This is a genomic window from Antiquaquibacter metalliresistens (assembly GCF_029211225.1).
GTDB classification, from domain to species: Bacteria; Actinomycetota; Actinomycetes; order Actinomycetales; family Microbacteriaceae; genus Rhodoglobus; species Rhodoglobus metalliresistens.
On the sequence record NZ_JARGEM010000003.1, the window covers coordinates 179,537 to 201,713 of the forward strand.

General features: G+C 70.0%; 26 protein-coding genes. 17 read left to right on the forward strand and 9 right to left on the reverse strand.

Features of this window, described 5'->3' with window-relative positions; genetic code table 11:
• Window positions 1–177: 177 nt before the first annotated feature.
• From rplS to dprA, 12 genes are all read left to right on the forward strand, one after another.
• Entirely contained in the window at window positions 178–525 is a 348-nt protein-coding gene (rplS, locus tag PYV02_RS06430) for a 50S ribosomal protein L19 (RefSeq protein ID WP_275757335.1), read from the forward strand.
• A 66-nt stretch (window positions 526–591) separates the two neighbouring features.
• The gene (gene lepB, locus PYV02_RS06435; RefSeq protein WP_275757337.1) at window positions 592–1,332 is read left to right on the forward strand and encodes a signal peptidase I; all 741 of its coding nucleotides are present in this window, start codon (window positions 592–594) and stop codon (window positions 1,330–1,332) included.
• Window positions 1,329–1,994: a ribonuclease HII gene (locus PYV02_RS06440; protein ID WP_275757339.1), complete on the forward strand. Its 666-nt coding sequence runs from the start codon at window positions 1,329–1,331 to the stop codon at window positions 1,992–1,994. Before lepB ends, PYV02_RS06440 begins: the two co-directional genes overlap by 4 nt.
• Before the next feature lie 66 nt (window positions 1,995–2,060).
• A complete protein-coding gene (locus tag PYV02_RS06445; protein WP_275757341.1) occupies window positions 2,061–3,101 on the forward strand; it encodes a cupin domain-containing protein in 1,041 nt (346 codons plus the stop codon).
• Between the two features lie 10 nt (window positions 3,102–3,111).
• Window positions 3,112–3,804: a YoaK family protein gene (locus tag PYV02_RS06450; RefSeq protein WP_275757344.1), complete on the forward strand. Its 693-nt coding sequence runs from the start codon at window positions 3,112–3,114 to the stop codon at window positions 3,802–3,804.
• Between the two features lie 12 nt (window positions 3,805–3,816).
• On the forward strand, window positions 3,817–4,140 hold the full coding sequence (locus PYV02_RS06455) for a DUF2469 family protein (RefSeq protein WP_275757346.1): 324 nt from the start codon (window positions 3,817–3,819) through the stop codon (window positions 4,138–4,140).
• A complete protein-coding gene (locus tag PYV02_RS06460; protein WP_275757348.1) occupies window positions 4,137–5,027 on the forward strand; it encodes a TIGR03620 family F420-dependent LLM class oxidoreductase in 891 nt (296 codons plus the stop codon). The genes PYV02_RS06455 and PYV02_RS06460 overlap by 4 nt, the downstream gene beginning before the upstream one ends.
• A complete protein-coding gene (locus PYV02_RS06465; protein ID WP_275757350.1) occupies window positions 5,024–5,383 on the forward strand; it encodes a hypothetical protein in 360 nt (119 codons plus the stop codon). Before PYV02_RS06460 ends, PYV02_RS06465 begins: the two co-directional genes overlap by 4 nt.
• A gap of 62 nt (window positions 5,384–5,445) precedes the next feature.
• Window positions 5,446–6,081, forward strand: coding sequence for a DsbA family protein (locus PYV02_RS06470; RefSeq protein ID WP_275757352.1), 636 nt, complete (start codon window positions 5,446–5,448; stop codon window positions 6,079–6,081).
• A 277-nt stretch (window positions 6,082–6,358) separates the two neighbouring features.
• A complete protein-coding gene (locus PYV02_RS06475) occupies window positions 6,359–6,715 on the forward strand; it encodes a YraN family protein (RefSeq protein ID WP_275757354.1) in 357 nt (118 codons plus the stop codon).
• Between the two features lie 13 nt (window positions 6,716–6,728).
• Window positions 6,729–8,264 (forward strand): YifB family Mg chelatase-like AAA ATPase, encoded by a 1,536-nt coding sequence (locus tag PYV02_RS06480; protein ID WP_275757356.1) that lies wholly within the window; start codon window positions 6,729–6,731, stop codon window positions 8,262–8,264.
• Entirely contained in the window at window positions 8,261–9,460 is a 1,200-nt protein-coding gene (gene dprA, locus PYV02_RS06485) for a DNA-processing protein DprA (RefSeq protein ID WP_275757358.1), read from the forward strand. Before PYV02_RS06480 ends, dprA begins: the two co-directional genes overlap by 4 nt.
• On the opposite strand, the gene PYV02_RS06490 is transcribed toward dprA, so the two are convergent.
• Entirely contained in the window at window positions 9,457–11,496 is a 2,040-nt protein-coding gene (locus PYV02_RS06490) for a M3 family metallopeptidase (protein WP_275757360.1), read from the reverse strand. The two genes, dprA and PYV02_RS06490, sit on opposite strands and share 4 nt — an antisense overlap.
• A 22-nt stretch (window positions 11,497–11,518) precedes the next feature.
• Between PYV02_RS06490 and PYV02_RS06495 the strand changes: the two genes are divergently transcribed.
• The 3 genes from PYV02_RS06495 to PYV02_RS06505 all read left to right on the forward strand — a co-directional run bounded on the left by PYV02_RS06495 (window position 11,519) and on the right by PYV02_RS06505 (window position 13,512).
• The gene (locus PYV02_RS06495) at window positions 11,519–12,319 is read left to right on the forward strand and encodes a methyltransferase domain-containing protein (RefSeq protein WP_275757362.1); all 801 of its coding nucleotides are present in this window, start codon (window positions 11,519–11,521) and stop codon (window positions 12,317–12,319) included.
• A gap of 72 nt (window positions 12,320–12,391) precedes the next feature.
• Window positions 12,392–13,207 carry an ArsR/SmtB family transcription factor gene (locus tag PYV02_RS06500; RefSeq protein WP_275757364.1) on the forward strand — a complete coding sequence of 272 codons (816 nt, stop codon included), beginning with the start codon at window positions 12,392–12,394 and terminating at the stop codon, window positions 13,205–13,207.
• An 86-nt stretch (window positions 13,208–13,293) separates the two neighbouring features.
• Entirely contained in the window at window positions 13,294–13,512 is a 219-nt protein-coding gene (locus tag PYV02_RS06505; RefSeq protein ID WP_275757366.1) for a hypothetical protein, read from the forward strand.
• Between the two features lie 99 nt (window positions 13,513–13,611).
• Here the strand turns inward: PYV02_RS06505 and PYV02_RS06510 are convergent, their stop codons facing one another.
• The 5 genes from PYV02_RS06510 to PYV02_RS06530 form a co-directional block, all read right to left on the reverse strand.
• Entirely contained in the window at window positions 13,612–13,833 is a 222-nt protein-coding gene (locus PYV02_RS06510; RefSeq protein ID WP_275757368.1) for a hypothetical protein, read from the reverse strand.
• Window positions 13,833–14,279, reverse strand: a complete 447-nt coding sequence (locus PYV02_RS06515) for a GNAT family N-acetyltransferase (protein ID WP_275757370.1) — start codon at window positions 14,277–14,279, stop codon at window positions 13,833–13,835. The genes PYV02_RS06510 and PYV02_RS06515 overlap by 1 nt, the downstream gene beginning before the upstream one ends.
• Window positions 14,276–14,767 (reverse strand): hypothetical protein, encoded by a 492-nt coding sequence (locus PYV02_RS06520; protein WP_275757372.1) that lies wholly within the window; start codon window positions 14,765–14,767, stop codon window positions 14,276–14,278. The genes PYV02_RS06515 and PYV02_RS06520 overlap by 4 nt, the downstream gene beginning before the upstream one ends.
• Window positions 14,764–17,310, reverse strand: a complete 2,547-nt coding sequence (valS, locus tag PYV02_RS06525; RefSeq protein ID WP_275757374.1) for a valine--tRNA ligase — start codon at window positions 17,308–17,310, stop codon at window positions 14,764–14,766. The genes PYV02_RS06520 and valS overlap by 4 nt, the downstream gene beginning before the upstream one ends.
• Before the next feature lie 120 nt (window positions 17,311–17,430).
• Window positions 17,431–18,045: a hypothetical protein gene (locus PYV02_RS06530; protein WP_275757375.1), complete on the reverse strand. Its 615-nt coding sequence runs from the start codon at window positions 18,043–18,045 to the stop codon at window positions 17,431–17,433.
• 127 nt (window positions 18,046–18,172) lie between these two features.
• Here PYV02_RS06530 and PYV02_RS06535 point away from each other — a divergent pair, with 127 nt between their 5' ends.
• Both PYV02_RS06535 and PYV02_RS06540 read left to right on the forward strand, forming a co-directional pair.
• The gene (locus PYV02_RS06535; RefSeq protein ID WP_275757377.1) at window positions 18,173–18,523 is read left to right on the forward strand and encodes a GntR family transcriptional regulator; all 351 of its coding nucleotides are present in this window, start codon (window positions 18,173–18,175) and stop codon (window positions 18,521–18,523) included.
• Entirely contained in the window at window positions 18,520–19,494 is a 975-nt protein-coding gene (locus PYV02_RS06540; protein WP_275757379.1) for a DUF1648 domain-containing protein, read from the forward strand. Before PYV02_RS06535 ends, PYV02_RS06540 begins: the two co-directional genes overlap by 4 nt.
• On the opposite strand, the gene PYV02_RS06545 is transcribed toward PYV02_RS06540, so the two are convergent.
• The 3 genes from PYV02_RS06545 to PYV02_RS06555 form a co-directional block, all read right to left on the reverse strand.
• On the reverse strand, window positions 19,495–20,814 hold the full coding sequence (locus PYV02_RS06545) for an MFS transporter (RefSeq protein WP_275757381.1): 1,320 nt from the start codon (window positions 20,812–20,814) through the stop codon (window positions 19,495–19,497).
• Window positions 20,815–20,879: 65 nt separating this feature from the next.
• On the reverse strand, window positions 20,880–21,533 hold the full coding sequence (locus PYV02_RS06550) for a hypothetical protein (RefSeq protein WP_275757383.1): 654 nt from the start codon (window positions 21,531–21,533) through the stop codon (window positions 20,880–20,882).
• A 113-nt stretch (window positions 21,534–21,646) separates the two neighbouring features.
• A complete protein-coding gene (locus tag PYV02_RS06555) occupies window positions 21,647–22,171 on the reverse strand; it encodes a hypothetical protein (protein WP_275757385.1) in 525 nt (174 codons plus the stop codon).
• Window positions 22,172–22,177: the final 6 nt, after the last annotated feature.

Consider the following 22,177-nt stretch of genomic DNA (forward strand, 5'->3'; position numbering starts at 1 on the left):
TCGCCGATCGTCCTATTTCGCTGTGAGTGGCACGGCACGCCGCTCATGTGCGAGAATTGGGGTTCGTGTGCCGCCCCGGTACTGCCACAGGGGGCCGGAGGTTCGCGGCACCGCATCCATTCTTCACGAATCACTGAACCGTGTCCGACTTGTGGCGGGCGCAGAGAGCGAATCATCATGCACATCCTCGACAACGTCGACGCCGCGTCCCTCAAGGACAACATCCCGGACTTCCGCGCCGGCGACACCGTCAAGGTGCACGTGAACATCGTCGAAGGCACGCGCTCGCGTATCCAGGTCTTCCAGGGCGTCGTCATCGGCCGCTCGGGCGAGGGCGTTCGCGAGACCTTCACCGTGCGCAAGGTCAGCTTCCAGGTCGGCGTCGAGCGCACCTTCCCGGTGCACTCCCCGATCATCGACCACATCGAGATCGTCACCCGCGGTGACGTGCGCCGCGCCAAGCTCTACTACCTGCGCGACCTGCGCGGCAAGAAGGCGAAGATCAAGGAGAAGCGCGACGCCTAAAGCCGCGTTTCAACCGTCTTTCCCGAGCTCCCAGCCGCTTATGCTTGCTGGGAGCTCTGGGGTTAAATGACTGAAAATGCACAGGCCGTCGCCGACGGCGAGCGGGACGCGAAGCCGGCACGCAAGCGCGGGTGGAAGATCTTCGTCCGCGACATCCTGCTGATCTTCCTGGCGGCGCTGCTCATCTCGTTTCTCATCAAGACGTTTCTGATCAGGTCGTTCTACATTCCGTCGTCCTCCATGGAGCAGACGCTGCACATCGACGACCGCATCATCGTCAACCAGCTCGAACCCGGGCTGATCCCGATCGAGCATGGCGATGTCGTCGTCTTCCGCGATCCGGGCGGCTGGCTCAGCCCGGTGGTCGAGCAGCCCACCAACTGGTTCGTGTCCGCGGTGGATGCCGTGCTCGCCTTCGTCGGGCTCAGCGCGCCGGACAGCAACGACCACCTCATCAAGCGCGTGATCGGACTGCCGGGTGACGTCGTCGTGTGCTGCAACGACTTTGGCCAGCTGACCGTCAACGGCGTGCCCCTCGAGGAGCCGTACGTCACCCTGCCCGAGAACGTGACGAAGGTCACCCGGGACGACTTCTCCGTCACCGTGCCCGAGGGCTCGCTCTGGGTGATGGGCGACAACCGCTACAACTCGGCCGACTCGGCGTTCCACCGCGACGATCCGACCGGCGGTTTCGTGCCCATCGACAACGTCGTGGGTCGCGCGCTGCTGATCAGCTGGCCGCTGGAGCACTGGGCCTGGCTCGACAACTACCCCGTCACCTTCCGAGGGGTGGACGAGGCCCGGTGACCGTCGCCGACCCGACGATGCGCCTCGAGCGCTCCCTGCACAAGGAGGGCGTCGCCTGGGTGATCGGGTGCGACGAGGTCGGTCGCGGCGCGATCGCGGGCCCGGTGGCCGTGGGGCTCAGCATGATCGATGCCGGAGTGAAGCGGCATCCGACCGGTCTTCGCGACTCGAAGATGCTCAGCGAACCGCGTCGCGAGGCGCTCGCCCCGCTCGCGAGGGAATGGTCGGTGTACGCCGCGGTGGGTCTCGCCTCCGCGGAGGAGGTCGATCGCCTGGGCATCATGGCGTGCCTGGGACTCGCCGGCACTCGCGCCCTGGAGCAGCTCTACGACGCGGGCGCCCCGGTGGCGGATGCCGTGGTGATCCTCGACGGATCCCATGACTGGCTCACCGCCCACGGTCACGGTGTGCCCCGGGTGCGCACCCAGGTGAAGGCGGACCGGGACTGCGCCTCGGTGGCCGCGGCATCCGTGATCGCCAAGGTGCACCGCGACCGCATCATGATCGACGCGGACGAGGAGATTCCCGGCTACGGCTGGAAGGGCAACAAGGGCTACGCCTCGACCGAGCACTATGCGGCGATCAACCAGCTCGGCCCGAGCGCGCTGCATCGCCACAGCTGGCTGCACAAGGCCGACCCCGCGCTCTTCGAGCTCGAGTGAGGCGCTCGCACTAGCCGCATCGAGCGTCGGCCAATACGCTCATCGCATCGATCTGAGGAGGTCAGCATGTCCACGCCGTCCCGTCACGTCGGCTCACTCATCGGTGGGGAGTCCGTCTTCGAGAGCGAGGCCGGGGGCATCACCCAGCTGACGGCCGAGTCGCTGCCGATCCTCAGCGGCCTCTCCATCAAGCGCATCACGCTCGCGCCCGGCGCCATGCGCGAACCGCAGTGGAACGTCAACGCGAACCAGCTCGCCTACGTGGTCGCCGGCACGGTGCTGGTGTCGACCCTCGGCAACGCCGACTCGTTCTCGAGCTTCGTGGTGAACGCCGGCCAGATGTACCACGTCGAGTCCGGTGCGGTGTATCACATCGAGAACGTCGGCGAGGTCGAGGCGGAGATCGTCGCCGCCCTGCGCACCGAGCGACCGGCGCACTTCTCCCTGCAGAACAGCTTCAACGCGATGACGGATGCCGTGCTCGGCAATACCTACGACCAGCCCGCGTCCGTCTTCGAGGCGTTCGGCCGCGGGGACGCCTCGCAGATCGTGCGTCGGAACGGGCCCGCGCGCATCCCAGACACCGCCGGACTGCCCAACGCCCGCCTGTTCGACATGGGGGGCCAGAACCCGCCTCTGTCGTACGCCTACGGGCAGGCGCGGCTCGCGCGCAAGCAGTTCTGGGCCGCCCTCGACGACATCTCGATGTACGAGCTGACGATCGGCGGCAACGGCATGCGTGAGCCGCACTGGCATCCCGTGACCGCCGAGCTCGGCTACGTGCAGTCGGGGCACGCGCGCATGACCGTGCTCGACCCGGACGGCAGCCTCGACACCTACGAGCTCGAGCCCGGGCAGGCGTACTTCATCCCGCGCGCGTACCCGCACCACATCGAGGCGCTCGAGGACGACGGCATCCGGTTCCTGATCTTCTTCGACCAGCCCACCCCCGGCGACGTCGGGTACCGGGCCACCGCATCCGCGTTCTCCCGCGAGGTGCTCTCGGCGTCGTTCGGCGTGCCCGAGCGCGACCTGCCGCAGTTCCCGTTCACCCCGGTCGATCCGCTGATCGTCGGGCGCGCGAATCCGCGCGACCCGATCGGCTGAGCGCGGCGAGATGGAGCAGGGTGCAGTCGCCGACCGCTGGCACGGTGCCGTGGCGATCGTGCTGTCCTTCGGCTCCGGGGCGACGGACGCGTTCGCCTTTCTGAACCTCGGCGGCATCTTCACCGCGATGATGACCGGCAACCTCGTGATCGCGAGCCTCACCCAGCGCCCGAACTACCCGGAGACGGTGCTCGGCGCATCCGTCTCGATCGCTTCGTTCGCGCTGAGCGTCTACCTGTGCCTGCGCGTCGCCCGCAAGGGCGCCGGTCGTGAGCGCCTGGTGATCGTGCTCGCCGCGGCGTTCCTCGCCCAGGCGGGCGTGCTGGCGGGCTGGGCGCTCTCGCCCTCCCGCCCTCTGATGCTCATGGTGATGCTGATCTCGCTCTCGGCCGCGGCGATGGGGGCGCAGACGGCGGTCGCGCGGCGCATCGAGTCCCGTTCCGGGGTGACGACCACCTATGTCACCGGCACGATCACGGCGTTCATGGCGGCGTTCGCCGATCGCACGAAGGGCGACAACGTGGTGCGTGCGGCGGTCATCCCCGCGCTCGTGCTCGGCGCGTTGAGCGGGTCGATGCTCATGCGCATCGACCCGACATTCGGCGCGGCGCTGCCGTTGCTGCCCTCCGCGATCGGCCTCGTGCTGATCGCCATCGCGCCCGCCCCGGCGGCGACCCTCCAGCCCGCGGCACCGAGCGCCTAGACTGTTCTTCTCATGGATGAAGACGAGTTCGAGGACTACGACCGCGAGGTCGAACTGGCGCTCTACAAGGAGTACCGGGATGTCGTCGGCCAGTTCCGCTACGTCGTGGAGACCGAACGGCGCTTCTACCTCGCCAACGAGGTCGAGCTCGTGCGCCAGGACACCGAGACCGACTTCTACTTCGAGCTGACCATGAACGACGTGTGGGTGTGGGACGTCTACCGCTCCGACCGGTTCGTGAAGTCGGTGCGGGTGCTCACCTTCAAAGACGTCAACGTCGAGGAGCTCAGCTCGAAGGAGCTCGAGCTGCCCAAGGAACTCGCGCTCGACGAATGACGTTCTTCGACGGTCGCGGCCCCGTGGGGGTGTGGTTGACGCGCGTGGGACTCGTCGGGGCCGTGGAGGCTCGTGCCGCGGCATCCGAGATCGAGCGACTCGGGTACGGCACCCTGTGGATCGGCGAGGGCGCGAACAACAAAGAGGTGCTCTCCAACGCGGGCATCCTGCTCGCCGGCACCTCGACGCTCGCGATCGCGACCGGCATCGCGAGCATCTACGCCCGCGACCCCTACGCCGCGAAGGCGGGCAGCGAGGCGCTCGGCGAGGCCTACCCCGGCCGGTTCCTGTTCGGCATCGGGGTCAGCCATGCCCGCAACGTCACCGCTCGCGGCCACGAGTACGCCGGGCCGGTGAGCGCGATGCGCGCCTACCTCGACGGCATGGATGCCGCGGACTACCGCGGTCCGCGCGCCGACCCGCCCGTGCCGCTCATGCTCGCGGCACTGCGCCCGCGCATGCTCGAACTCGCGCGGGATCGCAGCGCGGGGGCGCATCCGTACTTCACCCCCGTGGAGCACACTCGTCGGGCGCGTGCCGTGCTCGGGAAGGGGCCGCTGCTGACCCCCGAGCTGATGGTCGTGCTCGATGAGGACCCGGTGTCGGCGCGCGCGATGGCCCGCACCAGCATGACCCCCTACCTGGCGCTGCCGAACTACGCCAACAACCTGCTGAGCCTCGGCTACACGGAGGCCGACCTCGCCGACGGCGGCAGCGACCGCCTCGTCGACGACCTCATCGCCTGGGGCTCGCCCGCGGCGATCAGCGCCCGCATCCGGGAACACCTGGATGCCGGCGCCGACCACGTCTGCATCCAGCCGCTTGCGACGACCCTCGAGCAGGCGATCGCCGACCTCGACGTGCTCGCCCCGGTGGTGCTGGCGTGATCGGCGCACGCCGGGTGCCGGTCGCGGTGCGCGTGCTCGTACTCGCCGTGCTCGCGGCCGTGATCGCCCTCGCGCTGCTCTCGCTGCAGCACCGCACCGTCACCGGTGACGTGCACGTCGTGACCGCCCTCGACGCGGTCAGTTGCGTCGCGGATGACGCGGCCCCCGCCATGCCGGACGTGCTCCCGATCGCCGACCCCATGCTCGCCGGGCTGCTGCTGCTCGCGCTCGCGGCGGTGCTGCTCGTGGCCGTGGTCATCACCGCCGTGGAACGTCTCGCCGCCAGGCCGCGCCCGCCCGGGCGATCGCCGCTGCCCCTACTGTTCTCCGCCACTCCCGGTCTGCTGCGGGTGTAGGAGCGGTGCGGTCCGCCGCGCCCTCGCACACCCCATCCGCACGACCAGACCTGGAGTTCAGCATGAGAAAAGGCATCATCATCACCATCGCCGCGGCCGCGGTGCTCGTCATCGCCATCGTGACCATGTTCGCGATCCGTTCCGCCACCGCCCCCTCCGCCCCGCCGGCCTCGGGAGGGTCGGCGCTCGCCGCGGACAGCCACGTGCTCGATGAGGGGGACGCCGTGACCGTCGTCGAGTTCCTCGACTTCGAGTGCCCGGCGTGCGCGGCCTTCGTTCCCGTCGTCGAGGAGCTTCGGGCGGAGTTCGAGGGGCGCCTGACGTATGCGGTGCGGTATTACCCGCTGCCGAAGCATCCCAACGCCGTGAACGCGGCGATCGCCGCCGAGGCCGCCGCCCGGCAGGGGCAGTTCGAGGCGATGGCGACCCTGCTGTTCGCGCGGCAGGCCGATTGGGCCGGCAACGCGCAGTCGCAGGCGCCGCTGTTCCGCGACTACGCCGCCGAGCTCGGCCTCGACCTCGCACAATACGACACGGATGTCGCGGACCCGGCCGTGCTCGAACGCGTGCAGTCCGACGTGGCCGCCGGTGCCGCGCTCGGGGTGCAGTCGACGCCGTCGTTCTTCGTGGACGACGAGCTGTTGCAGCTGCAGGCGTACGACGACCTGCGGGATGCCGTGGCGGCGCGGGTGGGGTAGGGCGCGGCGGGCCGCCCGCGGGTGTGCGCGGCCTGGGTGCGCGCCGAGCCGCCCGCGGGTGTGCGCACCTGCACGGATTCGGGGCGGCGCGCCGCCGGGTGGGCGCCGACACGCGGGAATCGCGCAGTATCCGTGCGTGACGGCACGCGTGCCCCTGCGAGTGGATGGGCGGTGCGGCCCGCCCGTCCTCTCCTCACAAGCGGGCGCGCCACCCCGACTCGACACAGATGCGCGCGAGGCAGGATGTCGCGACCGGCGACATCGCCACCCTTGACCCATGGCAGCGAAGGACGCGCTCGGGCGACGCGGTGAGCAGATCGCCGCGCGGCACCTGGAGTCGCGCGGGCTGAGCATCCTCGACCGCAACTGGCGTTGTCCGCAGGGCGAGATCGACCTCGTCGCGCGGGACGGGGTCGAGGTGGTGTTCGTGGAGGTGAAGACGCGCGCGGGACTCGGGTACGGGCATCCGCTCGAGTCGATCACGACGGTGAAGCTCGCGCGGTTGCGGCGACTCGCGGCGGCGTGGTGCGAGGCGCACCCGGGGCGGCACGAGCGCATCCGCATCGACGCGATCGCGGTGATCGCGCCAGCGGGCGGCGTCGTGCAGATCGAGCACCTGGAGCGGGTGTTCTGATGGGCGGCCTCTGATGGGTATGGGGCGCACCTGGTCGGTGTCGCTGCTCGGGCTGCAGGGTGCGGTTGTGGAGATCGAGGCCGACCTCTCCAGCAACCTGCCCGCGTTCGTGCTGATCGGACTGCCGGATGCCGCGCTCGGCGAGGCGAAGGACCGGGTGCGGTCCGCGGCGACGAACGCCGGTTGCCCGCTGCCGAACCGCAAGATCACGGTGAACCTGTCGCCCGCGGCGCTGCCCAAGCACGGCTCTGGCTTCGACCTGGCGATCGCGCTCGCCGCGCTCGCGGCGGCGGGGGAGGTGCGCGCCGAGTCCATCGAGCGGGTGCTGCACCTGGGGGAGTTGGGGCTCGACGGGCGCTTGCGACCGGTCAACGGCATCCTGCCCGCCGTGCTCGCCGCGTCGCGCGCGGGCTTCGAGACGGTGATGGTGCCGGCCGGCAACGCGGACGAGGCCGCGCTCGTGCCCGGCATCCGGGTCGTGCCGGTCGCCTGCCTGCGTGATGCTGCGATCTGGCACGGGGGCGAGTTCGAGCCGGTGCCGGTCGAACCGATTCTGCGCGCTCTGCCGGATGCTCCCGCCGACGACACCGGTGACCTGGCCGATGTCATCGGCAATCCGGATGCCGTCGACGCGATGCTCGTCGCGGCGGCGGGCGGACACCACGTGCTGCTGCTCGGGCCGCCGGGAGCTGGCAAGACCATGCTCGCCTCCCGCCTGCCGGGGCTGCTGCCCGATCTCGACCCGCGCGCGGCGCTCGAGGTGAGCTCGGTGCGGTCCCTCGCCGGCCTGCCGGTCGGGGGCACGCTCGCCGCCCGCCCGCCGTTCGAGGCCCCGCACCACACCGCCTCCGCGGCCGCGCTCGTCGGCGGGGGGAGCGCGACGATCCGTCCGGGCGCGGCGGCGCGGGCCTCCGACGGGGTGCTGTTCCTCGACGAGGCCCCCGAGTTCGCCGCGGTCGCCCTGGACGCGCTGCGGCAACCGCTCGAGTCCGGCGTGATCAGCATCCATCGCGCGAACGCGGTCGCGCACTTCCCGGGCCGGTTCCAGCTCGTGCTCGCCGCGAACCCGTGCCCGTGCGGGCAGTACGGGGCGCGCGACTCCGAGTGCACATGTCCGCCGAACGCACGCAGGCGCTACCTCGGCAAGCTCTCCGGTCCGCTGCTGGACCGCATCGACATCCAATTGCGGGTGCACCGCATCACCGCCGCGCAGCTTCGGCTCGCAGCCCAGGGCGGCGGGATGACGACGGCCGAGGCCCGAGACCGCGTCGCGACCGCGCGCGCCGCCTCGGCCACGCGCCTGGCGGACACCCCGTGGCGCTTGAACTCGCAGGTGCCCGGCACCTGGCTGCGCGGGCCGGCCGCGCGGCTCCCCGCCGGCGCCACCGCCGCACTCGATCGCGCGCTCGAGCGCGGCGGCATCACCATGCGCGGATACGACCGCGTACTGCGCCTCGCGTGGACGCTCGCCGACCTCGCCGGCGACCCGCGACCGGATGCCGCCCACGTCGGGCGCGCGCTGTACCTGAGGAGGGCGATGTCCACATGAGCATGTTCGGACTGAAGGAGGCCGAGGTCGCCGAGTTGGTGCGGGCGATCACGGCGCGAGACCTCGACCGGGATGCCATCGAGGAGCGATTCGCGCGCGCGACCTGGACCGCCATCGCGGAGCCGGGCGACCGGGTCGCGGGGCGGCTCATCGCCGTGCTCGGAGCGCCGCGAGCGCTCGCCGCGGTGGTGGAGCGCTGGAGCCCGGCCGAACTCGCCGCGGCGGTGAACGGGCTGCCCGAGACCGAGCTCGACCAGGCGCAGCAGCGCTGGCAGCCCCGGCTGAACTCCAGCAATGCCCTGCTCGCCCTGCGACAGGCCGCACGCTTCGGCACGCGTCTGCGGGTGCCGGGCGACGCACTCTGGCCGGATGCCATGGACGACCTCGGGGATCACGCCCCGCTCGCGCTCTGGACGCGCGGCACCGACGCGGCGCTCGAGGCGATCCCGCGTTCGATGGCCCTGGTCGGCGCGCGGGCGGCCACAGGTTACGGCGAGCACATCACGATGGAGGCCTCCGCCGGGCTCGTCGACCGAGGCTACGCGATCGTCTCCGGCGCCGCCTACGGCATCGACGGCATGGCGCACCGCGCCGCACTCGCCAGCCACGGCCAGACCGTCGCCTTCCTCGCCGGCGGCGTCGACCGCTTCTACCCGACCGGGCACGAGGCGCTGCTGACGCGCATCGTCGAGCACGGGGTGGTGGTCTCCGAGCTTCCCCCGGGCTCGGCGCCGACCAAGTGGCGTTTCCTGCAGCGCAATCGGCTCATCGCCGCCGCGGGGCGGGCGACCATCGTGCTCGAGGCGGGCTGGCGGTCGGGGTCGATCAACACCGCCGGGCACGCCAACGACCTCTCGCGTCCGGTCGGCGCGGTGCCGGGCCCGGTGACGAGCGCGGCGTCCGCGGGATGCCACCGCCTGATCCGCGAGCACGGTGCGACCCTCGTCACCACCCCCGAGGAGATGGCCGAGCTTGCGCCTCTGCAACCGGCGGCGCCGCACGCAGCGGGTGCGGCATCCGACCCCGACGGCACCCGCGTGCTCGACGCGCTCAGCACGCGCTCGCCGAGACAGCCGCGCGATATCGCCGCGCGAGCCGGGCTCTCCGTCGCCGACGTGGAGGCCGTGCTCGGCCGGCTCGACCTCGACGGCATCGTGCACGAGGCCGAGCGCGGCTGGCTGCGTCGGGCCCGCTAGTTCAGCCCGCGCCGGTCCAGCAGGGGCTGGATGTCGGCGTCGCGTCCCCGGAAGTCGCGGAACGCCTCGAGCGGGTCCTTCGAACCGCCAACGCCGAGCAGGCGCTGCCGGAATCGGTCGCCGTTCTCGCGCGTCAGCCCGCCGTTGGCCTTGAACCACTCCACGGTGTCCGCGTCGAGCACCTCGCTCCAGATGTACGAGTAGTAGCCGGCGTCGTACGCCGACGTCGCGAACACGTGCTGGAAGTAGGTGCTCGAATACCGGGTGGGCACGGCCGGGTTGTCGAGCCCGGCCGCCTTCAGCGCCGCGGCCTCGAACTCCGCGACCGTGCCGACAGTGGCATCCGACTCGAAGGCGCCGGCGGGCAGGGTGTGCCAGGCCTGGTCGAGCAGCGCCGCGGCGAGGTACTCCGAAGTCTGGAATCCCTCGTTGAACGCCGACGACGCCTGGATCTTCTCCACGAACTCCTTGGGCATCGCCTCACCGGTCACGTAGTGCACGGCGTAGTTCTCCAGCACCTCGGGCCAGAGCATCCACATCTCGTTCACCTGACTCGGGAACTCCACGAAGTCGCGGTACGTGTTGGTGCCCGCGAACTTCGGGTACGTCACCCGAGCGAACAGGCCATGCAGGGCGTGCCCGAACTCGTGGAAGAACGTGTTCACCTCGTCGTAGGTCAAGAGCGTCGGCTCGCCCGCGGCGGGCTTCGGCACGTTCAGGTTGTTCGTGACCACCACCGGGTGATCGAGCAGTGCCGACTGCGAGATGAGCGAGTTCATCCACGCGCCGCCGCGCTTGGAGTCGCGGGTGTACAGGTCGAGCGTGTACAGGCCCACCGGGGAGCCGTCCTCGTTCTTCACCTCGAACACGCGCACGTCGGGGTGGTAGGCGGGGATGTCCGGCCGCTCCGTGAACGTGACGCCGTAGAGCTTCGTGGCGGCGAAGAACACGCCGTCCTGCAGCACGCGCTCGGCCTCGAAGTAGGGCCGCATCGCGTTCTCGTCCACGTCGTACTTGGCCTGGCGCACCTTCTCGGTGAAGAACGCCCAGTCCCAGGCCTCGATCGGCTCGCCGGCCTGCGCCTGCAGATCCGCCTGCTCCTCGCGCGCGTTGCGGGCGGCGGGCACGGCGAGCCGGTTCAGCATCGCTGCGACGTTCGCGGGGGTCTTCGCCGTCTCATCCGCGATCACCCAGTGCGCGTGCGACTCGAACCCGAGCAGCCGCGCGCGCTCGGCACGCAGCCTGGCGATCTGCAGCACGAGCTCGCTGTTGTCCCACTGGTTGCCGCGGTTGCCGCGCGCACGGGAGGCGGCCATGATCCGCTCGCGCACCTGCGGCTTCACCAGTGAGGCGAGCCACGGATGCCCGGTCGGCAGCACGAGCGTGACGAGGTACTTGCCATCCAGCCCCCGCTCCTTGGCGGCCTCGGCGGCGGCGGAGATCTCGCCGGGCTCCAACCCCTCCAGGTCGGCGACGTCGTCGATCACCACGGCGAGGTCGTTGGTGTCGGCGAGCAGGTTCTTCTCGAAGCGCGTGGTGAGGGTCGACAGCCGCTGGTTGTAGTCCTTCAGCTGCTCCTTCTCGTCGTCGTCGAGCCCGGCACCGGCGATCGTGTACTCCATGTAGTAGCGCTCCACCAGGTAGCGCGACTCCGGGTCGAGGCCCAGGTCGTCGAGCTGGTCGTAGAGCGTCTTGATGCGCCAATACAGCTGCGAGTCGAGGCTGATCGCGTCCGAGTGGGCGGCGAGCTTCGGCGCGATGCGCTCCTCCAGCTCGCTCGTGACGTCGTTGCTGTCGGCGGAGACCTTGTTGAAGAACACCGTCGCGACCCGCATGAGCAACTGGCCGGAACGCTCGAGGGGGATCATCGTGTTCTCGAAGGTCGGCATGTCGCGTCGCCGGGTGATGTTGGCGATCTCGGCGAGTTGGTCGGCCATGCCCTGCTCGAAGGCGGGCTCGTAGTGCTCGTCCCGGATCTCGGCGAACGGCGGCATGCCGTAGGGGAGCGTGCTCGGGGCGTCGAACGGTGTCTGCATCCCCCAACCCTAAGCTCAAGGCATGGCACGAACAGGCGAGCACTACACCCACGGCCACCACGAGAGCGTGCTGCGGTCGCACACCTGGCGCACCATCGCGAACTCCGCCGCCTACCTCGAACCGCACCTCGCGCCGGGGCTCAGCCTGCTCGATGTCGGGTGTGGTCCGGGCACGATCACGGTCGAGTTCGCCGACCGCCTCGCTCCGGCGCGCGTCGTGGGGCTGGATGCCTCCCCCGAGGTGATCGCCAAGGCCTCCGCCGACTTCGACCGCCCCAACCTCGCCTTCGTCACCGGCGACGCCTACGCGCTGCCCTTCGAGGACGGCAGCTTCGACATCACCCACGCCCACCAGACCCTCCAGCACGTCGCCGACCCGGTCGCCGTGCTGCGCGAGCTGCGCCGGGTGACCAAGCCCGGCGGCATCGTCGCGGCGCGCGACGTGGACTACGCGGGCACGATCTGGTTTCCGCTGCTGCCGGGCCTCGACGAGTGGCTCGACCTCTATGAGCGCGTGCACCGCAGCAACGGCGGCGAGCCGGACGCCGGTCGGCGGTTGAAGGCCTGGGCGCGCGAGGCGGGCTTCGTCGAGGTCGCGGCCACGGCATCCATCTGGAACTTCTCCGACCCCGACGACCGGCAGTGGTGGGGCGGCATGTGGGAGGCGCGGGTGCTGAAGTCGGCATTCGCGGGGGATGCGACATCCAAGGGCCTGGCGACCCCCGAGCACCTCGAGCGCATCAGCACCGCCTGGCGCGTCTGGGCCGACGACGCGGACGGCTGGCTCGCGATGCCGCACGGGGAGATCATCGCCCGGGCCTGATCGCCGGGGTGCAAAGAACCGCTTGCAAAGGAACTCTTGCAAAGAACACTTTGCAATGCTACCTTTGCACGCATGGAAGCGAGCACCGCGGGAACGAGCACCGCCCAGGAGGGCGCCGCCGAAGCGAGCAGCTCCGAAGCGAGCAACCCCGAGCTGAGCAGCGCTGAGCTGAGCAACCCCGAGCCGAGCAGCGCTGAGCCGAGCAGCGTCGAGCCGAGCAGCGCCGAGCCGAGCAACCCTGAGCCGAGCGCCGCCGAGACGCGCAGTGCCGACGAGACGACCGCCGAAGCGACGCACCCGGCAGGGCTCGTGCAGCGCACCCTCGACATGGAGGGTCTCAAGGCGCTGGCGCATCCACTGCGGGTGCGGATCTTCGACACGCTCTCCACGTACGGCCAGTTCACCGCGAGCGGACTCGCCGAGCGTCTCGACGAGTCCAGCGGCGCGACGAGCTACCACCTGCGCCAGCTGGAGAAGCACGGCTTCGTGCGCGAAGTGCCGGGCAAGGGAACGGCGCGAGAGCGCTGGTGGGAGCGGGTGCCCGGCGGCATCGCCCTGTCACCCGACGATGTCGAGCGCAGCGATGCCGCGAAAGCGGCCTCCCGGGTGATCCTCGCCGAGTGGGAGCGGACGCGTTCGCGGCTGCTCAACGACTTCCTCGAGCACGGGGAGGCCGAGCTCAGCGAGGACTGGCTGCGAGCCTCCGACATCTCCACGATCAACCTGCGCGTCACCCGCGAGCAGTTCAAGGAGATCACCGAGGCGTGGATGGAGTTCATCAACCCCTTCGTGGTGCGCTACCGCGGCCAGAACCCGCCGGGTTCACGGCCGGTGCAGGTGCAGTTCAACGCCTTCCCGGTGCTCGACGGAGAGGAGACTCCGGCATGATCGCCCTCGCGCAGAGACCGCCCGAAACGAGCCAAGGGGTGTCGGTGGCCGAGGCTACCGTGGGGACCAGAAACGAGGTGAAATCCATGAGCGTCACAACGATCGACCGGCGGTACGACCGCCGCGCACGGCCCAGCGGCCTCGACCGAATCGTCATGCGACTGAGCCTGGCGACACTGCTCTGGGCGCGTCGCCACGCCGACCGCACCGCGCTCTCGCACGACGAGCAGGCGCGTCGACGCCGGGTGCAGCTCGAGATCGAGCGTCGCGATCACGCGATGCTGCCGCTGATCAGGGTGTTTTGAGCACCCCACACGACCCCAGCCCCGGCGACTCGCGTCCCGAGCACTCGGCGTCCTAGCGCCACCTCCTGTGCACCGACCTCGCGAGTGCCGGGGCTGGTGCTATTCGGGGGTGGAGACGGCGACCACGCCGTCGTGGCCCAGGCGCACGACGGTGCCGTCATCGAGCTCCGCGACCGGCCGTCCCTCGAGCCAGGTGAGCGTCCACCGCCAGCCATCGCGCTCGCCGACCTCGGTCTCGACGGCGCGGATCGCGGCCACCACGGATTCGGGCAGGGCGGTCGGCGGCTCGCCGCCGAGGTTCCAGCGCGTACCGAGTTGCATCAGGGCTCCAGTCTCTTTTCGTAGGTGACCCATGTCGTTCTTGTGGCCAGCCGGTCGTAGATGCGCTGGGCGCGCACGTTGTCCGCAGCGGTGATCCAGCGCAGGGTGCCGGCGTGATCGGTGTCGCGGGCGAGTGCGGCGAGGTGTTCGATCAGCGCGGTCGCTATGCCGCCGCCGCGGGCATCCGGGTCGACATAGAGGTCTTCCAGGTACCAGTCGCGACCGCCCGTGAAGGTGTCGAAGTGTGCACGGTGGTGGGCGAAGCCGACCACGACGCCGTCGCGCTCGGTGACGAGGGCGTGGATGCCGGAACTCTCGTCGTGCAGCAGTTTCCACACCCGGTCGAGCACGGCGTCGTCGAACTCGGTCTCGTAGAACACGCCGTAGGCGTGGAAGAGGCGCCGCCATGCCTCGCTATCGCGGGTCTCGATCGGGCGAATCGTCATCGTTCCTCCGGAACCATCTTCGCAACCAGGATGCGCTCGAACCCGGTCGACTCCAGCGCCGCGCGCGCGGCATCGGTCGGGAACCCGCAGCGGTCCTTGGGCGCATAGACCGGGGTCGTGCCGTCGGTGCGGGCGACCCAGAGGATCAGCGGGTCCTCTTCCTGCAGCGTGCACACGCCCGCTCCGTGCGCGGCGTTCGGCGCGGCGTAGGCGGCGAGCACGGCATCCCAGTCGACGGCACGGTCGACCCAGTGCTCGAGCTTGACCACCCCGTGATCATCGGGCGGCAGCAGCTGCGCCGTGCAGCGGTAGACCGCCACGATGTCGCTCGTGTCGCCGTCGAAGTGCTCGGCGGGCTCGTCCGGGCAGGTGCGCGTGACGTGGGGATGCTGCAACCGCTCGAGCGGGTACACCTCCTCATACCCGGGGCTCGCGCATCCCGCCAACGCCACCACGGCGATGGCCAGGAGCGCGAGCCGCGCGCTCACTCCACCGGCTCCGCGAGCACCACGTCGGCGAAGGCGGTCGTCTCGGCCTCGGCGAAGTCGAGGCTCGCGATGCGGCCGACCGCCTTGAGGTCGCCGAGACCACCGGCGAGCACCGCAGGGCCGGTGAGCGTCGCCGAGACGACCTCGGTGCGCTGGGAGACCTTGGCCTCGGTCTTCGCACCTCGGATGCCTATGAGCGCCTCGCCGAGCAGGGCCAGCAGACCCGTGGGCTCGCCGTGCGCGCCCGGGGTGGGCCACGGCGCGGTGTGCACCGAGTCGTCGTGCGTCCAGCGCCACACCTCCTCGGTGGCGAACGGGATGAACGGCGCGAACAGCCGCAGCATCACGTCCACCGCCTCCCGCAGCGCGAGCACCGCGGAGGCCTGACCCTCGGGCGTCGCCGAGCCGTAGGCGCGCTCCTTGACGAGTTCGAGGTAGTCGTCACAGAAGGTCCAGAAGAACTGCTCGGTCGTCTCGAGCGCGCGGGCGTGGTCGAACTCGTCGAACGCGGTCGTCGCGGTCGCGATCACCGTGTCGAGGTTGGCGAGCATGTCGAGGTCGAGGGGCTCGGTGATCTCGGCGGGCTCGATCGCCGGCGACGGGAACGAGTAGACGAACTTCGCCGCGTTGAGCACCTTGATCGCCAGGCGCCGACCGATCTTCATCTGCTTCGGATTCTGCGGATCGAAGGCGGCATCCGTGCCGAGGCGACTCGACGCCGCCCAGTAGCGCACGGCATCCGAACCGTGGTCGTCGAGCATGGCCTTCGGGGTGACGACGTTGCCCTTGGACTTGGACATCTTCTTGCGGTCCGGGTCGACGATGAAGCCGGAGATGCCTGCGTTGCGCCACGGGATCTCGTGCTCCTCGAGCTCGGCGCGCAGCACCGTGGAGAACAGCCAGGTGCGGATGATGTCCTGTCCCTGGCTGCGCAGGTGGTACGGGAACACCAGCTCGAACAGCTCGGGGTCGGTGCCCCAGCCGCCCGCGATCTGGGGGGTGAGGCTCGAGGTGGCCCAGGTGTCCATGATGTCGAGCTCGCCGGCGAATCTCGTGCCGCGGTCCGCCTCGGTGTAGCCCGGCGGCACGTCCGTCGACGGGTCGACGGGCAGCGCGTCTTCGGAAGGCACGATCACTGCGCCCTTGTTGCCCTCGGCATCCAGCTCGTACCAGACCGGGATCGGCACGCCGAAGAAACGCTGGCGCGAGATGAGCCAGTCGCCGGTGAGGCCGCCGACCCAGTTCTCGTAGCGCACCCGCATGTGCTCGGGGGTGAAGCCGATCTGTCGACCGGCCTCGATGAGCCGCTCGCGCAGCGCCTCGTCGCGGGCGCCGTTGGCGATGTACCACTGGCGGGTGGAGATGATCTCGAGCGGCCGGTCGCCCTTCTCGAAGAACTTCACGGCGTGCTCGATCGGCTTCGGGTCGCCGATCAGCTCGCCCGAGTCGCGCAGCAGTTCGACGACGCTCTGCTTCGCGCTGAACACCGTCTTGCCGGCGAGCTCGGCGTACGCGGCCTTGGCCGCGTCGCTCGCGATCGCCTCCGGGGGGTCCGGGATGATGCGGCCGTCCGCACCGACGATCGTGCGGTTGGGCAGGTCGAGCTCTCGCCACCACACCACGTCGGTCACGTCGCCGAACGTGCAGATCATGGCGATGCCGGAGCCCTTGTCGGGCTGGGCGAGGTGGTGGGCGAGGATCGGCACCTCGACGCCGAACAGCGGTGTCGTCACGGTGGTGCCGAACAGGTCGCGGTAGCGCTCGTCGTCGGGGTGGGCGACGAGGGCGACGCACGCGGGCAGCAGTTCGGGGCGGGTGGTCTCGATGTGGATGTCGCTGCCGTCCGGCCGGTGGAACGCGAGCCGGTGGTAGGCGGCCGACTGCTCGCGGTCCTCGAGCTCGGCCTGGGCGACGGCCGTGCGGAAGGTGACATCCCACAGGGTCGGCGCATCCGCCTGGTAGGCCTCACCGCGGGCGAGGTTGCGCAGGAACGCGCGCTGGGCGACCCGCTGCGACTCGTCGCCGATGGTGCGGTAGGTCAGCGACCAGTCGACGCTGAGCCCCAACTGGCGCCACAGGTCTTCGAACTGCTGCTCGTCTTCGGCGGTGAGGCGCTCGCACAGCTCGATGAAGTTGCGGCGCGAGATCGGCTTCTGGTCCGCGGCCTTCGTCGATGCCCCTTCGCCACCCTCGAGCGGCGGGGTGAAATCGGGGTCGTAGGGCAGGGTCGGGTCGCAGCGCACGCCGTAGTAGTTCTGCACGCGACGCTCGGTGGGCAGGCCGTTGTCGTCCCAGCCCATCGGGTAGAACAGGGTGCGACCGCGCATGCGCTGGTAGCGGGCGATGAGGTCCATGTGGGTGTAGCTGAACACGTGGCCGATGTGCAGGCTGCCGGAGGCGGTCGGCGGCGGCGTGTCGATGGAGAAGACGTTCTGCTTGGTGGCGCGCTCGCGATCGAACCGATAGGTGCCGCTGGACTCCCAGGCCGCTCCCCACTTGTGCTCGAGACCTTCGAGGGCGGGCTTTTCTGGGATGGCAGACAAATGCGGCTCCGGTTCGCTATGTGCGGCACCGAGTCGGTTCGCGCCGCGGCGCGATGGGGTGCCTGAGTGTGGGGGTTCCGAACCCGATTCTACGGCCCGTCGCGATGCCCGTGCCGGCGGCTACTCCTTGACGACGATCGTCTTGGACTGCAGGTCGCCGTTGGACTGCTCGACGGTGATGGTGTACTTCTGCTGACCGTCCGCCTGTCCGCACTGGTAGTCGAAGTCGAGCGTGTAGACCAGCGGGAACGTGTCGTAGGGGGCGTTCTTCGCGTTGTCCGTGCCCACGCCGAACCACAGGGTGACCCCGCTGGTCTCCCAGACGAACTGCATGGGCACGGATGAGACGCCTTCGCAGTCGACGGAATCGTCGTCGACCGTGAAGCTCCTAATCGGATCGACGGGCGGTGGCGGAGCGACCGTCTGGGTGGGGGTCGGCGAGGGCATCTCGGTGGCGGTGGGGGTGGGGCTCGGGGTCGTCGTCGGGGTCGCCGTGGCCGTGGGGCGCGCGGTCGGCACGACCGGTGCGCCGCCGCCGCGTGTCAGCAGCAGCACGAGCAGGATGATCACACCGAGCAGCAGCACGCCGCCGACGATCCCGAGGATCACCGTGAGCCTGCGGGACTTGCGCTGCTCGACCGCTTCGACGGGTGCCTCGGCCCCGGCGGCGTCGAGACGCTCGGTGGGTGCATCCCCGGTCGGGTCGAACTTGGCGGTTGGCGTGTCGTCGCTCATGGATTCCTCCGCGCGAGCCCGGTGGTCCCGGGATGCCGACAGCATAGGGCCGGTTCCGGCGCGAGCGACACCCCTTCGCCGCATCGCCAACATTGCTCTAGTGCAAATAGAAAAATAGGATGGATCCGTGCTTCTGACCATCGACGCCGCGTCGAGCGTGCCGCTCTTCGAGCAGCTGGCCGCCGGCATCCGCTCGCACATCGTCACGGGCACGGTTTCGGCGGGACAACGGTTGCCGGCGGCCCGTGAGCTCGCCGAGTCGCTGGATGTCAACGTCCACACCGTGCTGCACGCCTATCAGTTGCTGCGCGACGAGGGCTTCGTCGATCTGCGGCGCGGTCGCGGCGCGGTCGTGACATCCCGCGCCCACGACTACGTGCAACTCATGCGCGACATCGACCGGGTCGTGCAAGAAGCGCGACGACTCGAGCTCACCCCCGGCGCCCTCGGCGCCCTCATCCGAGAGGCCTACCAATGAACGCGCTCGTGCGCACCGTGATCGTCGCGGTGATCGTCCCGCTGGTGATCTCGATCGCCGCCATCGTCGCGATCCTCGTCGTGCTGCCCGACCTGCCCGATCCGATCGCCACGCACTGGAACTTCGCGGGGGAGGTCGACGGCACCGGGCCGGTGTGGTTCGCCTTCATCGCCGTCGGGGTGATGCCCTTGGCGTATTCGGCGTTCGTGATCCTCATGGCGCGACCGCGCCCGGGAGAGGGCATCACCACGGCGATGCGGCTCATGGCGGCCACGGCGCCGTTCCTGTCGGCCACGCTCTCGATCACGATCGCGGGCAGCGTCGTGTTGCAGCGCGGCATCGCCTCGGCGGCCGATGCCCCGAACATCGGATGGCTGGTCGCCGCAGGCTTCGGGTCGGGCATCCTGCTCGCGGTCGCATCGTGGTTCGTGCTGCCGAAGGGCGCGCCGAGCGAGGTCACCGAGCAGCCCGTGACCGCGATGCCGCTGGCCGCCAGCGAGAAGGCGGCATGGATGCAGCGCATCTCCCCGTCCCGCGGCGCGCTGGTCGTGCTCTCCATCGCCGTCGGGGTGCTCGTCATCGCCGCCGCGGCCATGTGGGCACTCGTCGCCACACCGATCGCGCTCGGCTTCACGCTCTTCGTGCTGCTGATCACCGCGCTCGTCTCGAGCACGCTCGTCTGGCGCGTCACCGTCGGCGCCGGCGGGCTGCGGGTGCGCTCCCGGGTGGGCTGGCCGGACTACCGCGTTCCGCTCGACGACATCGTGTCGGTGTCGACGATCGACGTCGATCCGGTGCGCGATTTCGGCGGCTGGGGCATCCGGTGGGGAGGCGATCGGCGCTGGGGCGTGATCACCCGCAGGGGCGATGCGATCGAGGTGCGCCGACGCAACGGCAGCGCGTTCGTCGTCACGGTGCCCGACGCCGGCGAGGGGGGCTCGTTGCTGGCCTCCCTCGCCGGGCGGGGATGATCAGGCCTCGACGGCCTCGCGACGGCGCAGGCGCACCGCCGCGAGCGAGGCGCCCAGGGTCAGGATCGACAGCACCGCGAGCACGACGCCCGGGTGCCACCAGGCGAAGCCCGAGGCCTGGCCGAGCAGCAGCGTGAGCGTCGGCACGAACGCGGTGAGCGTCGCCGCGATGCTGTACGCGAACGACAGCGCCGAGTAGCTGAACCTCGGCTCGAAGAGGTCGTGCATGAGCCCGCCGAGGGCGGCCCAGCTGAGCGTCGGCAGGATGCCGCCGATGATCATGGTGCCGACCAGGATCGGGAACGTGGCGAACTGCAGCAGGAAGTACATCGGGAACGCCACCAGCAGCGTGCCGATCGCACCGATCGCGACGACCTTCGCCGAACCGATGCGCGTGGCCCACACCCCGAACAGCGGGATCGTCACCAGTTGCAGCAGTCCGCCGATCGTGGTCGCCACGAGCAGGTCCTGGAACGAGAAGCCGAGTTCGGCCACCCCGTAGTTGACCGTGTAGGTGTTCATGAGCGAGTACGAGCCGATGCCGAGCAGGGCGGCTCCGACGGCCACGACGAGGGCGAGCGGCTGGGCCTTGAACACGGCGACGAGAGGGAAGCGCGGCTTGATGCCCGCGGCATCCACCGCCTTGAAGACCGGGGTCTCCTCGATCGACCAGCGCAGGTACAGCGAGACCAGCAGCAGCGGGATCGCCGTCAGGAATGGGATGCGCCAGCCCCACGCGACCATGTCCTCACTCGAGACCAGCAGCGTCATCACGATGAAGAGGGCGGCGGAGAGGATCGAGCCGACGGGGGAGCCGAGCTGCGGGATCGCGGCCACGAAGCCGCGGCGGCGTGGTTCGGCGTGCTCGGTCGCGAGCAGGATCGCCCCGCCCCATTCACCGCCGAGCGAAAGGCCCTGCACGAGGCGCAGCAGCACGAGCAGGATCGGCGCGATCCAGCCGACGGTCGCATAGGTCGGCAGTACGCCGATGAGGCCCGTGGCCACACCCATGAGCGCGATCGTGATGAGCAGCGTCGTGCGGCGGCCGAGCCGGTCGCCGAGCTGCCCGAAGACGATGGCCCCGATAGGGCGGATCACAAAGGCCGCGGCGATCGACAGGAACGCCGCGAGCGTGCCACCGACGACCCCGAAGGGTTCGAAGAACAGCGGGCCCACGAAGAACGCGGCGAAGTAGGCGAACACATAGAAGTCGTAGGACTCGAGAGCGGTCCCGACGAACGATGCCCAGACGACCCTGCGGGAGGTCTGGACCGAGGAAGACGGAGTGGTTGGCGCTTTGCCACTTGTCGTAGTAGTCACGAGTACAGCAGCCTACGGGGTGGCCGACATATTCCTGACGCGCCCTGTTCGGCGCGCCAGGGCGCTCACTCCGTCTGGCCGCTGTTGGTGATGGTGACCGATTTGCTGACCGTCTGGCCGTTGCCGAGCACGGTGATCGTGTACACGTGCGAGGCGGCCGGGCAGGCGAACCGGAACGGGTCGTAACCGCTCGGGAAGTCGGAGCTGTCGCCACTCGGCGGCAGGTTGCTGAACAGCGGCTGCTTCGAGGCATCGGTGGTGTCGACGCCGAAGAAGACGCGATCGACGTTGGTCGCCGTCCAGTTGACCTCCAGTTCCGGCCACTGCGTGCCGGCCGCGGCGCACTCGATGTCGTCGGGGGTCACAGTGAAGGCGCTGATGGTCGGCGCCGGCGGCGCCGGTGGGCTCGTCGGGGACGACGTCGGCGTCGGGGTGGGGGTCGGCGTGGGTGTGGGGGTGGGGGTCGGTGTCGTCGTGGGGCTCGGCGTCGGGGTCGGTACAGGCGCCCCTCCTCGCGAGAACAGTAGGGCGAGCACGACGACGAGGATCACGAGCAGCGCGCCGCCGACGGAGGCCAGGATGATGTTGCGGCGCCGAGCGACGCGGCGCGCGTCATCCACGACGTTATGGTCGCCGTGCGTGGCGTGCTCGTGGGTGGGGACACCGGTTTCGGGCAGCTGCACGGTCTTCGGGTCGCCGTCTGGGATGATGTCGCTCACGTCGTCGCTTTCTCTCTGGGCCGCGCCAGCGTATCGGCGCCCCGCACGCCGGGCAACACCCCGGTTCGCGGTGCATGTCCGGCGCTCGTCATGCCCCACGCGGCGCGGCGGTGTCACGGCTCCTGCGTGCCGACGACCTCGCGTGAGGGATGCCGCCGTAGCGCGATGACGCTCGCGATGCCGATCATTACAAGGGGGATCAGCAGGCCAACGCTCCACAAGAGGGTGGTCTGCGGCGCAGTCGCACTCGTCGGGAAGGAGGAGTCTGCGGAGCACAGGATCGCCGGCGGGATGTAGCTTCGCTGGAACTCGAGCGAATCGTAGTCGCGCCCCAAGAGATGGCCGCACAGATAGATCGGATCCTTGTCGTAGAAGACCGCGAAGGTGACGAGCCATACCCAGGCGGACGCTCCGAGAACGCCGAAGACGGCGAGAAAACCTCCGGCGATTTCGCGCTCGCCCGAGCCGGCACTGCGGCTGCCCGCGACGGTGGCGACGATCGCAGCGACGAATGCCGTGCAGCCGAGTACCAGCGCTGGCGTTGTGAGTGCGAAGTTGAGCGCCACGAGCGCGAGAACGGTCGCCGACGCACATACGGCAATGGCGACCGCGTACCCGCGACTGGCGCTTTCTTTCATCCGTTG

Excerpts from the sequence above, each read along its gene's own strand:
- PYV02_RS06450 (WP_275757344.1), top strand. The coding sequence starts at position 3,112 with ATGGAGCAGGGTGCAGTCGCCGACCGCTGGCACGGTGCCGTGGCGATC.
- PYV02_RS06505 (WP_275757366.1), top strand. The coding sequence starts at position 13,294 with ATGAGCGTCACAACGATCGACCGGCGGTACGACCGCCGCGCACGGCCC.
- PYV02_RS06555 (WP_275757385.1), bottom strand. The coding sequence starts at position 22,171 with ATGAAAGAAAGCGCCAGTCGCGGGTACGCGGTCGCCATTGCCGTATGT.
- PYV02_RS06530 (WP_275757375.1), bottom strand. The coding sequence starts at position 18,045 with ATGAGCGACGACACGCCAACCGCCAAGTTCGACCCGACCGGGGATGCA.
- lepB (WP_275757337.1), top strand. The coding sequence starts at position 592 with ATGACTGAAAATGCACAGGCCGTCGCCGACGGCGAGCGGGACGCGAAG.
- PYV02_RS06540 (WP_275757379.1), top strand. The coding sequence starts at position 18,520 with ATGAACGCGCTCGTGCGCACCGTGATCGTCGCGGTGATCGTCCCGCTG.
- PYV02_RS06455 (WP_275757346.1), top strand. The coding sequence starts at position 3,817 with ATGGATGAAGACGAGTTCGAGGACTACGACCGCGAGGTCGAACTGGCG.
- dprA (WP_275757358.1), top strand. The coding sequence starts at position 8,261 with ATGAGCATGTTCGGACTGAAGGAGGCCGAGGTCGCCGAGTTGGTGCGG.
- PYV02_RS06490 (WP_275757360.1), bottom strand. The coding sequence starts at position 11,496 with ATGCAGACACCGTTCGACGCCCCGAGCACGCTCCCCTACGGCATGCCG.
- PYV02_RS06475 (WP_275757354.1), top strand. The coding sequence starts at position 6,359 with ATGGCAGCGAAGGACGCGCTCGGGCGACGCGGTGAGCAGATCGCCGCG.
- PYV02_RS06480 (WP_275757356.1), top strand. The coding sequence starts at position 6,729 with ATGGGTATGGGGCGCACCTGGTCGGTGTCGCTGCTCGGGCTGCAGGGT.
- rplS (WP_275757335.1), top strand. The coding sequence starts at position 178 with ATGCACATCCTCGACAACGTCGACGCCGCGTCCCTCAAGGACAACATC.
- PYV02_RS06445 (WP_275757341.1), top strand. The coding sequence starts at position 2,061 with ATGTCCACGCCGTCCCGTCACGTCGGCTCACTCATCGGTGGGGAGTCC.
- PYV02_RS06495 (WP_275757362.1), top strand. The coding sequence starts at position 11,519 with ATGGCACGAACAGGCGAGCACTACACCCACGGCCACCACGAGAGCGTG.
- PYV02_RS06515 (WP_275757370.1), bottom strand. The coding sequence starts at position 14,279 with ATGACGATTCGCCCGATCGAGACCCGCGATAGCGAGGCATGGCGGCGC.
- PYV02_RS06510 (WP_275757368.1), bottom strand. The coding sequence starts at position 13,833 with ATGCAACTCGGTACGCGCTGGAACCTCGGCGGCGAGCCGCCGACCGCC.
- PYV02_RS06470 (WP_275757352.1), top strand. The coding sequence starts at position 5,446 with ATGAGAAAAGGCATCATCATCACCATCGCCGCGGCCGCGGTGCTCGTC.
- PYV02_RS06500 (WP_275757364.1), top strand. The coding sequence starts at position 12,392 with ATGGAAGCGAGCACCGCGGGAACGAGCACCGCCCAGGAGGGCGCCGCC.
- PYV02_RS06460 (WP_275757348.1), top strand. The coding sequence starts at position 4,137 with ATGACGTTCTTCGACGGTCGCGGCCCCGTGGGGGTGTGGTTGACGCGC.